Here is a 12327-nt window from a genome sequence, read left to right on the forward strand (position 1 = left end):
GCCGCGCGCTGTTTGAGCGAAGCGAGTTTGCGCGGACCCCGCTTTGCGCCGCGCACCGCAGGTTGCGGTTATTAATGGAATGGACGCCCCCACCTGATCGGCCTTGAAGTGCCAAAGTGGAGGCTCGATCAACCACTTGTTCAACAGACAGGAGCGTCCACCATGCAAGTTACCACCGTTGGCATCGATCTGGCCAAGAACATCTTTCACGTGCACGGTGTCGATCACACCGGTCGGATCGTCTTCAGCAAGCCCCTGCGCCGCGCGCAGATGGCCGAGTTTTTTGTCGGTTTGCCGCCGTGCCTGATTGGCATGGAGGCCTGCTCAGGCGCGCATTTCTGGGCGCGCAAGCTGCAAAGCCAGGGGCACGATGTGCGCCTGATGTCACCGCAGTTCGTCAAGCCCTACGTCAAATCCAACAAGAACGACCGCGCAGACGCGCAAGCCATCTGCGAAGCTGTCAGCCGCCCCAGCATGCGCTTTGTGGCTGTCAAGAGCTGCGAACAGCAAGCGGTGCTGGCCGTGCACCGCGCACGCCAGGGCTTTGTGAAGATGCGCACGGCGCTGGCCAACCAGATTCGCGGCTTGCTCAGTGAGTTCGGCATCGTGATGGCCCAGGGCCTGCGCGTGGTGCTCGTCCAAGCTGGCGCCGTTGCCGCTGATGAGCGCATGGCGCTGCCTTCGCCCATGCGCACCCTGATCGGACATCTGCACCAGCAGCTCAAGCAGCTCGATGCGCAGGTCGCTCAACTGGAGCAGCTCATCGCCTCATCGGTGCAGGCAGACAGCGCCGAGCGACGGCTGCAGCAAGTGCCGGGCATCGGCCCCATCACCAGCAGCGCCATCGTGGCCACCGTGGGCGATGCCACGCTGTTTGCCAATGGCAAGCAACTGGCCGCCTGGCTGGGGTTGGTGCCGCGCCAGCACTCCAGTGGGGGCAAGGACAAACTGCTGGGCATCAGCAAACGCGGCGATGGTTATGTGCGCACCTTGCTCATCCATGGAGCGCGCTCGCTGATTCAGGCCAATGAGCGGCGGCGCGCCGCAGGCAAAAGCACCGATGCGTGGCTCGATCGGCTGCTGAGCCGGCGCAACGCCAATGTGGCTGCAGTTGCACTGGCCAATCGCAATGCACGCATCCTTTGGGCCATGCTGGTCAAAGCCAGCGAATACCGGCCCGAGGCCAGAATGTTGGCCGCAGTATGAAAGCGAACGAGGACAAACACGATTGAAACGGGCAGCGCACCCATTGATTGCACAGGCAACGCTCAAGGCGAGATGATGGCAAGCACAGGTTGGACCGGCATCAGCAAAACCCGATGACCCCGACGTGCCGGCAACGAGCACGCGAAATTGATAGGGAGCTGGTGAGCGAATTCCATCAGGGACAGGGTTGAAAGTGACCCAACAAAGTCCGGATGTATGGCAGCAGTCCTGATACCTTTGAAAACAACATCATGCTCAGGCGCGGCTTGGCAAACCGGGGGCGTCCATGTATGGGGTCTGAGCACGAGTTTCGCTGCGCGAAATCGTGATCCGACCCCAATACCTGCGCCGCGCTCGTGCAGGTTGCCGGGGCCGAGCGCAGCGATGGCCCGAAAGGATGTTGGCCCCCAACTCCCCTCTGGCCGTGCCGAGGAGCACAGGCGCAAAGCGGATCAGGGCCGCGCGCTGTTTGAGCGAAGCGAGTTTGCGCGGACCCCGCTTTGCGCCGCGCACCGCAGGTTGCGGTTATTAATGGAATGGACGCCCCCACCTGATCGGCCTTGAAGTGCCAAAGTGGAGGCTCGATCAACCACTTGTTCAACAGACAGGAGCGTCCACCATGCAAGTTACCACCGTTGGCATCGATCTGGCCAAGAACATCTTTCACGTGCACGGTGTCGATCACACCGGTCGGATCGTCTTCAGCAAGCCCCTGCGCCGCGCGCAGATGGCCGAGTTTTTTGTCGGTTTGCCGCCGTGCCTGATTGGCATGGAGGCCTGCTCAGGCGCGCATTTCTGGGCGCGCAAGCTGCAAAGCCAGGGGCACGATGTGCGCCTGATGTCACCGCAGTTCGTCAAGCCCTACGTCAAATCCAACAAGAACGACCGCGCAGACGCGCAAGCCATCTGCGAAGCTGTCAGCCGCCCCAGCATGCGCTTTGTGGCTGTCAAGAGCTGCGAACAGCAAGCGGTGCTGGCCGTGCACCGCGCACGCCAGGGCTTTGTGAAGATGCGCACGGCGCTGGCCAACCAGATTCGCGGCTTGCTCAGTGAGTTCGGCATCGTGATGGCCCAGGGCCTGCGCGTGGTGCTCGTCCAAGCTGGCGCCGTTGCCGCTGATGAGCGCATGGCGCTGCCTTCGCCCATGCGCACCCTGATCGGACATCTGCACCAGCAGCTCAAGCAGCTCGATGCGCAGGTCGCTCAACTGGAGCAGCTCATCGCCTCATCGGTGCAGGCAGACAGCGCCGAGCGACGGCTGCAGCAAGTGCCGGGCATCGGCCCCATCACCAGCAGCGCCATCGTGGCCACCGTGGGCGATGCCACGCTGTTTGCCAATGGCAAGCAACTGGCCGCCTGGCTGGGGTTGGTGCCGCGCCAGCACTCCAGTGGGGGCAAGGACAAACTGCTGGGCATCAGCAAACGCGGCGATGGTTATGTGCGCACCTTGCTCATCCATGGAGCGCGCTCGCTGATTCAGGCCAATGAGCGGCGGCGCGCCGCAGGCAAAAGCACCGATGCGTGGCTCGATCGGCTGCTGAGCCGGCGCAACGCCAATGTGGCTGCAGTTGCACTGGCCAATCGCAATGCACGCATCCTTTGGGCCATGCTGGTCAAAGCCAGCGAATACCGGCCGGAGGCCAGAATGTTGGCCGCAGTATGAAAGCGAACGAGGACAAACACGATTGAAACGGGCAGCGCACCCATTGATTGCACAGGCAACGCTCAAGGCGAGATGATGGCAAGCACAGGTTGGACCGGCATCAGCAAAACCCGATGACCCCGACGTGCCGGCAACGAGCACGCGAAATTGATAGGGAGCTGGTGAGCGAATTCCATCAGGGACAGGGTTGAAAGTGACCCAACAAAGTCCGGATGTATGGCAGCAGTCCTGATACCTTTGAAAACAACATCATGCTCAGGCGCGGCTTGGCAAACCGGGGGCGTCCATGTATGGGGTCAGACGCCCATTTCACGGCGGTGCGCAGCACCGCCCCCTTCGGGCGAGCCGTAGGCTCGGTGAATTGGGACTCTGACCCCAAAAACCGACACGGACAGCGGGGTCGCCCTTTCTTTGGTGACTTTCTTTCGGCGACGCGAAAGAAAGTTACTGCGCCGCCGGGCGCACATCCCGGCACCCGCCCTTGGCAGAGGCATACCGTCATTCCAGCGGACCCCACATCAAACACTGTGGCCTCCACACAAAAGATGTCCCGAGGAAAGCGCAACACCTCCCAACTGAGACGGGCACCCCCGCCCGCCACGCGAGCCCCCTCCGCCGCCCTTTACCCACACACCCAGCAAAAAAATCTCCCACGCCCTAGCATGGGCGGTTTCCACCAAGGATTTCGAATGAAGCTTTACTACTCCCCCGGTGCCTGCTCGATGTCGCCCCATATCGTGCTGCACGAGGCCGGCCTGGCGCACGAGGCCATTGCCGCGCCCACCAAGACGCACAAGCTGGCCGACGGCACCGACTACTACACCATCAACCCACTCGGCTACGTGCCCTTTCTGGTGCTGGACGATGGCCGCACCCTGCGCGAAGGCCCGGCCATCGTGCAGTACCTGGCCGACCAGGCACCCGACAAAAAGCTGGCGCCCCCCGCCGGCGGCTTTGAGCGCTACCAACTGCAGGAATGGCTGACCTTCATCGGCACCGAGCTGCACAAAAGCTTTGGCCCCTTCTTCGGCGGGCCCGCGAACGACGAATACAAGGCGTCCGTCAAAGAGCGTTTGATGTCGCGCCTGGCTTTCGTCGACCAGCAGCTCGCCGGCAAGGACTACTTGATGGGCGCGCAGTTCACCGTGGCCGACGCCTACCTGTTCACCGTGAGCGGCTGGGCCAAGCCGGTCGGGTTCGATCTGTCGCACCTGAAGAACCTGATGGCCTACCGCGACCGCGTGGGCGCGCGGCCCGCCGTAATCGCCACGATGAAGGCCGAAGGTCTGATCAAGTAAACCCGCGCCTGCTGCAACGGCAGCCAGCGGCGCTCAAAGCGGCTTCTGCCGCCAGGCCAGCACCGCGCCCATCCACAGCGCCACGGCCGAGAACACCAGGCCGCGTGCCAGACCGCCCGCGGCATCGGCAATGGCGCCCACCACGGTGGGCCCGACGATCTGGCCAGCCGCAAACACGATGGTGAAGGCGCTGATGCCGGCCGCCCATTGCGACGGCGGCAGGTTGTGGCGCACCAGCGCGGTGGTCGAAGCGACGAGCGACAGGAACACCCCGCCAAACAGCAGGCCAGACACCAGCACCACCGGCCAGGCCGAGGTCAGCGCCGGCAGCACCGTGGCCACGCCCAGCAGGGCGTTGAGCAGTGCCAGCGCGCCGCCGCCCTTGCTGCGCTCCAAAAGGCCCGCCCAGACGCGCGCCGACGCCACCACCGCCAGGCCGAGCAGCGTATAGAACCAGGTGATGCCGGCGGTGCCCAGGCCCTGCTCCTTCAAGAGGGCGATCACGAACGTCATGTAGCCGATGTAGCCCACGCCAAACAAGGTGTAGCCCGCCAGCGATGGCGCCAGCGCGCGCAGCGGCACCCGCGCCTGCTTGGGCGTTGCACCTGTCGCCGCCGTCGAAGCCGCTGCACCCTGCGCATCGAGCTGGCGCAGCACGCGTGCCGGCCAGGCCAGCGCGGCCGTGCAGGCAGCGCACAGCAGGGCCAGCAGCCACCAGGCCCAGACCCAGGTATGGGGCTCGGGCGCGTGCGCCAGCACCACGGGCACCAGCAAGCTTGAGGCTGCAATGCCCCAGCCCACACCGCCGTAGTACACGCCCAGCAAAAGCCCGCTGCGCCGGGCGTCCAGCGCGCCCAGGCGGGCCGCCATCAGGCCTCCGGCGACAAACACCGCCGCGCTGGCCACGCCCGCCAACAGGCGCTGCAGCAGCAACGCGGGCGAGCCCAGCAGAAATCCGCACACCGCCATCAACACCGTGGCCAGCGCCGCGCCGCCCAGCAAGATGCTTCCCGGCGCGTGGCGGCGCAGCAGCAGCGGCGTCACCAGCGCGCCCACCAGGTAGCCGATGGCGTTGGCGGTATTCATGCCCCCCGCGAGCAGATAGGTCCAGCCCAGGTCGTCGCGCATCGGCGGCAACAACAACGCGTAAGAAAAGCGGGTCAGGCCCAGCGAGATGGCTGCGCCCAGTGACAGCGAGAAGGCCAGCGCCAGGGCGGGCAGCGGCCGAGGCGCTGGCGCAGCGGAAGAAGAGGTCATGAGGGCTTGATTGTGCCGCGCAGCGGATTCAGCGCCTGCATTGCATGGGTTCTGGGCGTCGCCCAGGTTACTCCCGATTTGATAGCTATTAACGTATATCCAACAAACGCTAGAGGCTATTTTGACCAATATTTTCAATGTTCCTGCACGGCCAACGCGGCGAATTCCTGCAGCGCCGGCCGCGCCAGCGCGCTACGCTGTACCGCACGGGCCCCACGCGACCCATTGATGCCATCGACTTTTGATCCCTTTTTCGGAAAGCACCGCCATGACCTCCTTGTTTGACCCCCTCACTGCCGGCGCCCTGCATCTGGCCAACCGCATTGCCATGGCACCGCTGACACGCAACCGCGCCCCCGGCGCCGTGCCCAATGCGCTGATGGCCGAGTACTACACCCAGCGCGCCAGCGCCGGCCTCATCGTGACCGAAGCCACGGCCATCAGCCCGCAAGGCCAGGGCTACGCCGACGTGCCCGGCCTCTACAGCACCGAGCAGCTCGACGGCTGGCGCCGCGTGACCGATTCGGTGCACAAGGCCGGTGGACGCATCGTGGTGCAGCTCTGGCATGTGGGCCGCATCTCGCACGTCGATCTGCAGCCTGATCACGGTGCCCCGGTGGCGCCCTCGGCCATCAAGGCCAAGGCGCAGACGGTGCTGATCCGCAATGGCCAGGCCCAGCGCGTCGACACCTCCGAACCGCGGGCGCTCGACGCCGCCGAGCTGCCGGGCATCGTGCGCGACTACCAGCGCGCCGCGCGCAACGCCATCGCCTGCGGCTTTGACGGCGTGGAAATCCACGGCGCCAACGGCTACCTGCTGGACCAGTTCCTGAAGACCGGCGCCAACCAGCGGGACGACGACTACGGCGGCAGCGTGAAGAACCGCGCCCGCCTGATGCTGGAAGTGGTGCGCGCCATTGCCGACGAAATCGGGGGCGATCGCACCGCCATTCGCCTCTCGCCCGTCACACCGGCCAACGACATCGTGGACGAGCACCCGCAGCAAACCTTTGACTACCTGCTGCACCAGCTGGCGCCGCTCGGCCTGGCGTACATCCACATCATCGTTGGCGCCACCGGCGGCCCGCGCGAGGTGGAAGGCCGCCCCTTCGACTACGAGGCGCTGCGCCAGATCTACCGCAAGGGCGGCGGCACGGGGGCCTGGATGGTCAACAACGGTTTTCGCGAAAAAGCAGACGCCGAAGACGCGCTCGCCAAGGGCGCCGACATCGTCGCCTTTGGCCGTCCGTACATCGCCAACCCGGATCTGGTGGCCCGCATGCGCCAGGACGCGCCGCTCAACAAGCTCGACCGGGACACGCTCTACGGTGGCGGCGCCAAGGGCTACACCGACTACCCGACGCTGAGCGAAGCCTGAAGCCCTTTTCTCCCTAAGCGCCCAGGCCGATCGGGCTGGGCGCCAGGCTGACGATGCGTGCGTACAGCGCCTCAAACGCCGGGTCGCGCTGGACGCCCGGCGTCAGCAGCAGGTCGTTGGTGGAGAACGCGCGGTCAATCGCCTCCCAGTCCTCGGCGCTGAGGTGCGCCACGGCGGCGGGCAAGACCACGGCTTCTTCCAGCCGCATGTGCTCCAGGTAAAAGTCAACGTAGCGCACCAGCGCATCGGCAAATGCGCGCCGGCGCGTCTCGCCGAGCAGTTCCCAGGCCAGGAGCAAATGCTGCAGTTCGCGCACGGCCGCTTCGCCGCCTTCGTGGTCGTGGTCCAGCCGCTCGATGGCCAGCGCGGCATCTGCCGAGCGCGCGGCGATGCGCGGAAACAGCCATTCGCTTTCCTTGGGGTGGTGCTGGCGCTCCGGAAACTCGTCGATATAGAACAGCATGGCCCGCATTGCGTCAAAAAACGCCTGCGGCTTCTCGCCCGGCCCGCGCTGCTGCAGTAGCTGCAAGGACTTGAGCACTGCCGCCAGGGCAGCATGCTCGTCGTGAATGGTTCTGAGGCTCGAAGGCGTCATGGCGCAAGGCTCCTGGAATCACGCGGCGGGAGCCCAGTCTACGCGCTCAGGCTCAGACCAGACGCTTGCGCTCAGGAGCCGTGGCGGGCACCCTGGCCGGCGCTGAAGCGGTGCGCACTGCCACGGTATCTGCCAGCCGGAACTGCTGCACCACCTGTGCCAGGCGCGCCGCCTGCTCGCGCAGCGAGTGGGCAGCGGCAGCGGACTCTTCCACCAAGGCAGCGTTTTGCTGCGTCATGCGGTCGATCTCGCCCACCGAATCGTTGGCCTGGGCGATGCCCACGGTCTGCTCGCTGGCGGCGGCCGAAATTTCGCCAATGATGTCGCCCACGCGCTGCACGCTGGCCACGATTTCCTGCATCGCCGCGCCCGCTTCTTCCACGTGGCGCACGCCGCCGTCCACCGCCTGGACGCTGCTGCCGATCAAGGTTTTGATCTCGCTGGCCGCTGCCGCCGAACGCTGTGCCAGGCTGCGCACTTCGCTGGCCACCACGGCAAAGCCGCGCCCCTGCTCGCCGGCCCGTGCGGCCTCGACGGCGGCGTTCAGCGCCAGGATGTTGGTCTGGAAGGCAATCGAATCGATGAGCCCGATGATGTCGTTGATCTTGCGGCTGGATGCCGAAATCTCCTGCATGCTGGCCACCGCCTGCTGCACCACCGAGCCGCCCCGTGTGGCCGTGCCCGATGCCGAGCGCGCCAACTGGTTGGCCGTTTGCGACGAGCCCGCCGTCTGCTGCACCGTGGCTGTGAGGCCCGAGAGCGTGCCCACGGCGTCCTGGGCGTGGCCGGCCGTTTGCTCGGTGCGGGCCGACAAATCCTGGTTGCCGCTGGCAATCTGCTGGCTGGCAATGGCCAGGCTGCCGCTGGCGTCGCGCACCTGCGCCACGAGGGCGCCCAGACCGCTTTGCATGTCGTGCAAGGCACGCTCCAGATCTGCCACTTCGTCCTTGCCCGAGACGCGAATGGTTTGCGACAGATCGCCCCCGGCAATCGCACGCGCCAGCTTCTGCGCATAGGCCAGCGGCCGGCAAATGGAGATCATGTTGAGCAGCGTGAGCGGCACCACCACCAAAATGGTGATGACCACCAGCAGCGCAAACAGCCACTGGGTCTGCTCGCGCGCCGTGGTCTGCGCCTGCAGGGCCTTGGTCACCTCGCTTTGCAGGCGCGCATCGAGCGCGGCCATGCCCTGCTGCAGCGCGGTCCACGCGGTATCCGCCTCGGGCCCCGGCACGGCGCTGAGCTGCGCGCGGAACGCCGCCGTTTGCGTGCGCAAGGCCAGTGCCTGCGGGTGCTCGGCCGCATCGGGCGTGGCCAGAAACCGGGCCAGCGCCTGATCGGCCGCGTCCAGCGCGGCCAGGGCGCGGGTGCGCGCGGCGGCCAGCGCATCGGGCGTGGACTGCTGCAGCAGCATTTCCTTTTGCTCGCTGCGCGCGCTGCCCAGGTGCGCGTGCAGGCTGGCAATTTGCGCTTCCTGCGCAAACGAGCGCGTCACAAACGCGTCGCTCATGGCGTGGATGCGAAACATCCCCCACATGCCCGCGCCGCCGAGCAAGCCCAGCAACACCAGCACCACGGCAATGGCGCCCAGCATGCGAAAACGGATCGTGAACTGGCGCATCAAGCTGAAAACTGACATGACATTCCCTTGTCGAAAAAAACGCTGCGGCACTTGCAACAAATTGTTGCTAGTGTGCCAGAAGCCGTTGTGACAATAGGGATTCTCCCTCAGTCCTGCGAGCGCGAAGTCCCCTCCGGGCCGTGCCAGCGTTTCAGCAGCAAGGCATTGGTCATCACACTGACCGAGCTGAGTGCCATGGCCGCGCCCGCCACCACCGGGCTCAGGTAGCCGAGTGCCGCCAGCGGAATGCCGGCCACGTTGTAGGCAAAGGCCCAGAACAGGTTTTGCCGGATTTTCATCACCGTGCGGTGGGAAATGTCGAGCGCCGCTGACACCAGCAGCGGGTCGCCGCGCATCAGCGTGATGCCAGCCGCGTGCATGGCCACATCGGTTCCGTTGCCCATGGCCATGCCCACATCGGCTGCAGCGAGCGCAGGCGCGTCGTTCACGCCATCGCCCACCATCACCACGGTATGGGTCACACCATCCGCCGATTGCTGCAGCGCCCGCACAGCCGCTGCCTTGTCGCCGGGCAGCACCTCGGCCATCACGTCGCCCGCATCCGGATCGAGCCCCAGGCGGCGCGCCATGGCTTCGGCAGCGCCCCGGTTGTCGCCCGAGATCATGACCGTGCGCAGACCCTTGGCGCGCAGCGCGGCCAGCGCTTCGCGCGCGCCCGGCTTGGGTTCGTCGGCAAAGGCCAGCAGGGCGCGGGCTTCCAGACCCTGGCCGGTGCGCTGCACCAAGGTCGAAACGGTCGCCCCTTCGGCCTGCAACTGCTCGGCCCGGCCGGCCAGCGGGCCGAGGTCGAGCTTGAGCTCGCCCATCCAGCGTTGGCTGCCCAGCAAATAGCTTTGCCCGGCCACCTCGCCTTCGCTGCCGCGCCCCATCACGGCCCGCAGCGCATCCGGGGCGGCAAACACCAGGTGCTCCGCCTGCGCCGCCTGCACCACGGCGCGGGCCAGCGGGTGCTCGCTGCCGCTTTGCAGGCTGGCGGCGGTGCGCAGCAGTTCGGTGCGGTCCGGGCCCGCCACCACTTCGAACGCCGTCAGGCGCGGCTGGCCCACGGTCAGCGTGCCGGTCTTGTCAAAGGCTACGGTGTCGGCGCGGTGCGCCAGCTCCAGCGCCTGGGCGTCCTTGATCAGAATGCCGTGCTCGGCCGCCACGCCCGTGCCGGCCATGATCGCGGCCGGCGTCGCCAGGCCCAGCGCGCAGGGGCAGGCAATCACCAGCACGGCCACGGCGCGGATCAGCGCCACTTCGCCGCTGACGCCGGCCAGCATCCAGCCGACCAGCGTGATCAGGGCAATCACCAGCACCACCGGCACAAACACATTGGCCACCTGGTCCACCAGCCGCTGGATCGGCGCCTTGGCGGCCTGGGCGTCTTCCACCAGGCGGATGATTTGCGACAGCACCGTCTCGCTGCCCACCGCGCGCACCGTGAGCACGATGCGGCCTTCGCCATTGATCGAGCCGCCGGTGAGCGCAGCGCCCGCGTCCTTGACCACGGGCAGGGGTTCGCCGGTGAGCATGGACTCGTCCACCTGCGTCTCGCCGCTCTTGAGCACGCCGTCCACCGGCAGGCGCTCGCCCGGCCGTACCACCAGCTCGTCGCCCACCATCACCTCGGCCACGGGCACGTCCTGCTCCTGGCCCTTGACCAGCAGGTGCGCCACGTCGGGCCGCAGGCCGTGCAGCGCGCGGATCGCTGCCGTGGTCTGCTGCTTGGCGCGCGCCTCCAGCCATTTGCCCAGCAGCACCAGCGTGACCACCACAGCCGACGCTTCAAAGTACAAATGCGGCTGGTGCCCATCCGGCGCCGTCAGCCACAGCCACATCGACAGCCCCCAGCCCGCGCTGGTACCAATGGCCACCAGCAAATCCATGTTGCCGGTCAGCGCGCGCGCCGCATGCCAGCCGGCCTTGTAAAAGCGCGCACCCAGAATGAACTGCACCGGCGTGGCCAGCAGAAACTGCACCCAGGCAGGCAGCATCCAGTGCTGGCCAAACAGGTCGCCAAACATCGGCAGTACCAGCGGCGCCGACAGCACCAGGCCAATGGCCACGCGGTCAAACCCGGCCCAGGGTGAGGCATCTTCATGCGCGGCCACCGCCTCGGCCGTGCGTGGCTCGTAGCCGGCCGTGCGCACGGCGCGGCGCAGGCGCGCCTCGGTCGTGGCAGCGTCCTCGCCGGGCGCGCCGGCCACAGAAATCCGCGCCGACTCGGTCGCCAGATTCACCGTGGCCTCTTGCACGCCCGCCTGCTTGCGCAGCGCGCGTTCAACACGTCCGACGCAACTGGCACAGGTCATGCCGCCAATGCCGATGTCGATCTCCAGCGGCGGCGGCGGCGGCGAAGCATCCGGCGCACCAACGGGGGCAGCGGCAAGGGAGTGAGCAGACAGGGTGGATTCAGGCGTCATGGGGCAAAGGTACACCCTGACACCATGGCAGGGTCAAGTCTGAAACTCCGGACCGGCAGAAAATCCATGAAAAAGCGGGTCGAATCGGCATCCAGCGCTTATCTGCAAAGCCTTGACAGCTATCTATTTTGTAGTATTCGCCCAAACTACAAAGGCATACAAGGCACACAAGGCACTTGACTCTGCCACCATGTCAAGGTGCAAGCTCTCACTGTTGAATGTTTTCACCCTTCCAAGGAGCCCCCATGAGCATGTCTTACCAATTCACCGTCACCGGCATGACCTGCGGCCACTGCGAGCGCGCAGTGACCCAGGCCGTGCAAGCACTGGACCCGGCTGCCGAGGTACGCATTGACCGCGCGGCCAACCGCGTCGACGTCGCCAGCACCCAGCCGCGCGACGCCCTGGCAGCGGCCATTGCCGAAGAAGGCTACGAGGTGGCACCGGCGTGAACAAGCCAAGCGCAGCGCAGGTCGCCATCGGCACGGCAGCCCAGCGCGCAGGCGTCTCGCCGCGCATGGTGCGCCACTACGAGTCGCTCGGTCTGCTGCCCCCGGTAGCACGCACCGAGTCCGGCTACCGCCAGTATTCCGACGCAGACGTGCACGCCCTGCGCTTCATCCGCCGCGCGCGCGACCTGGGCTTTTCCATGCCCGAGATCGCCACCCTGCTCGGTCTGTGGCAAGACAAACAGCGCGCCAGCGCCAGCGTCAAGCAGATCGCACAGGCCCACATTGACGACCTGCAAGCCCGCATCGCCGCCATGCAGGCCATGCAGCGCACGCTGGCGCAACTGGTGGCTTGCTGCGCGGGCGATGCACGGCCCGATTGCCCGATATTGGATGACCTGGCGGCGGGCGATCCGCCCACGCCGCGATAGCCG

10 protein-coding genes are annotated in these 12327 nt (G+C 66.3%); 6 read left to right on the forward strand and 4 right to left on the reverse strand.

Annotated features, from left to right (window positions below; genetic code table 11):
- Positions 1-162: 162 nt before the first annotated feature.
- From C6571_RS07280 to gstA, 3 genes are all read left to right on the forward strand, one after another.
- Complete coding sequence (locus C6571_RS07280) at positions 163-1206, forward strand: IS110 family RNA-guided transposase (RefSeq protein WP_106445180.1); 1044 nt, start codon at positions 163-165, stop codon at positions 1204-1206.
- Positions 1207-1825: 619 nt separating this feature from the next.
- Entirely contained in the window at positions 1826-2869 is a 1044-nt protein-coding gene (locus C6571_RS07285) for an IS110 family RNA-guided transposase (RefSeq protein WP_106445180.1), read from the forward strand.
- Between the two features lie 689 nt (positions 2870-3558).
- The gene (gene gstA, locus C6571_RS07290) at positions 3559-4167 is read left to right on the forward strand and encodes a glutathione transferase GstA (RefSeq protein ID WP_106446096.1); all 609 of its coding nucleotides are present in this window, start codon (positions 3559-3561) and stop codon (positions 4165-4167) included.
- 33 nt (positions 4168-4200) lie between these two features.
- Here the strand turns inward: gstA and C6571_RS07295 are convergent, their stop codons facing one another.
- On the reverse strand, positions 4201-5424 hold the full coding sequence (locus C6571_RS07295) for a YbfB/YjiJ family MFS transporter (RefSeq protein WP_106446097.1): 1224 nt from the start codon (positions 5422-5424) through the stop codon (positions 4201-4203).
- A gap of 268 nt (positions 5425-5692) precedes the next feature.
- Here C6571_RS07295 and C6571_RS07300 point away from each other — a divergent pair, with 268 nt between their 5' ends.
- Positions 5693-6802: an alkene reductase gene (locus C6571_RS07300; RefSeq protein WP_106446098.1), complete on the forward strand. Its 1110-nt coding sequence runs from the start codon at positions 5693-5695 to the stop codon at positions 6800-6802.
- A gap of 13 nt (positions 6803-6815) precedes the next feature.
- Here the strand turns inward: C6571_RS07300 and C6571_RS07305 are convergent, their stop codons facing one another.
- The 3 genes from C6571_RS07305 to C6571_RS07315 form a co-directional block, all read right to left on the reverse strand.
- Entirely contained in the window at positions 6816-7397 is a 582-nt protein-coding gene (locus C6571_RS07305) for a hemerythrin domain-containing protein (protein ID WP_106446099.1), read from the reverse strand.
- A 52-nt stretch (positions 7398-7449) separates the two neighbouring features.
- Positions 7450-9036 carry a methyl-accepting chemotaxis protein gene (locus C6571_RS07310; protein ID WP_106446100.1) on the reverse strand — a complete coding sequence of 529 codons (1587 nt, stop codon included), beginning with the start codon at positions 9034-9036 and terminating at the stop codon, positions 7450-7452.
- Positions 9037-9125: 89 nt separating this feature from the next.
- The gene (locus tag C6571_RS07315; RefSeq protein ID WP_211300736.1) at positions 9126-11333 is read right to left on the reverse strand and encodes a heavy metal translocating P-type ATPase; all 2208 of its coding nucleotides are present in this window, start codon (positions 11331-11333) and stop codon (positions 9126-9128) included.
- A gap of 362 nt (positions 11334-11695) precedes the next feature.
- On the opposite strand from C6571_RS07315, the gene C6571_RS07320 reads away from it, so the two are divergent.
- Both C6571_RS07320 and C6571_RS07325 read left to right on the forward strand, forming a co-directional pair.
- A complete protein-coding gene (locus C6571_RS07320; RefSeq protein ID WP_106448100.1) occupies positions 11696-11896 on the forward strand; it encodes a heavy-metal-associated domain-containing protein in 201 nt (66 codons plus the stop codon).
- A 65-nt stretch (positions 11897-11961) separates the two neighbouring features.
- A complete protein-coding gene (locus C6571_RS07325) occupies positions 11962-12324 on the forward strand; it encodes a MerR family DNA-binding protein (protein WP_106448099.1) in 363 nt (120 codons plus the stop codon).
- Positions 12325-12327 lie beyond the last annotated feature (3 nt).

The sequence above is a fragment of the Simplicispira suum genome (assembly GCF_003008595.1).
Classification (GTDB): domain Bacteria; phylum Pseudomonadota; class Gammaproteobacteria; order Burkholderiales; family Burkholderiaceae_C; genus Simplicispira; species Simplicispira suum.

What these genes read in the sequence shown, in the direction of transcription:
- C6571_RS07280 (WP_106445180.1), top strand. Translation starts at nt 163, where the DNA reads ATGCAAGTTACCACCGTTGGCATCGATCTGGCCAAGAACATCTTTCAC.
- C6571_RS07285 (WP_106445180.1), top strand. Translation starts at nt 1,826, where the DNA reads ATGCAAGTTACCACCGTTGGCATCGATCTGGCCAAGAACATCTTTCAC.
- gstA (WP_106446096.1), top strand. Translation starts at nt 3,559, where the DNA reads ATGAAGCTTTACTACTCCCCCGGTGCCTGCTCGATGTCGCCCCATATC.
- C6571_RS07295 (WP_106446097.1), bottom strand. Translation starts at nt 5,424, where the DNA reads ATGACCTCTTCTTCCGCTGCGCCAGCGCCTCGGCCGCTGCCCGCCCTG.
- C6571_RS07300 (WP_106446098.1), top strand. Translation starts at nt 5,693, where the DNA reads ATGACCTCCTTGTTTGACCCCCTCACTGCCGGCGCCCTGCATCTGGCC.
- C6571_RS07305 (WP_106446099.1), bottom strand. Translation starts at nt 7,397, where the DNA reads ATGACGCCTTCGAGCCTCAGAACCATTCACGACGAGCATGCTGCCCTG.
- C6571_RS07310 (WP_106446100.1), bottom strand. Translation starts at nt 9,036, where the DNA reads ATGTCAGTTTTCAGCTTGATGCGCCAGTTCACGATCCGTTTTCGCATG.
- C6571_RS07315 (WP_211300736.1), bottom strand. Translation starts at nt 11,333, where the DNA reads ATGACCTGTGCCAGTTGCGTCGGACGTGTTGAACGCGCGCTGCGCAAG.
- C6571_RS07320 (WP_106448100.1), top strand. Translation starts at nt 11,696, where the DNA reads ATGTCTTACCAATTCACCGTCACCGGCATGACCTGCGGCCACTGCGAG.
- C6571_RS07325 (WP_106448099.1), top strand. Translation starts at nt 11,962, where the DNA reads ATGGTGCGCCACTACGAGTCGCTCGGTCTGCTGCCCCCGGTAGCACGC.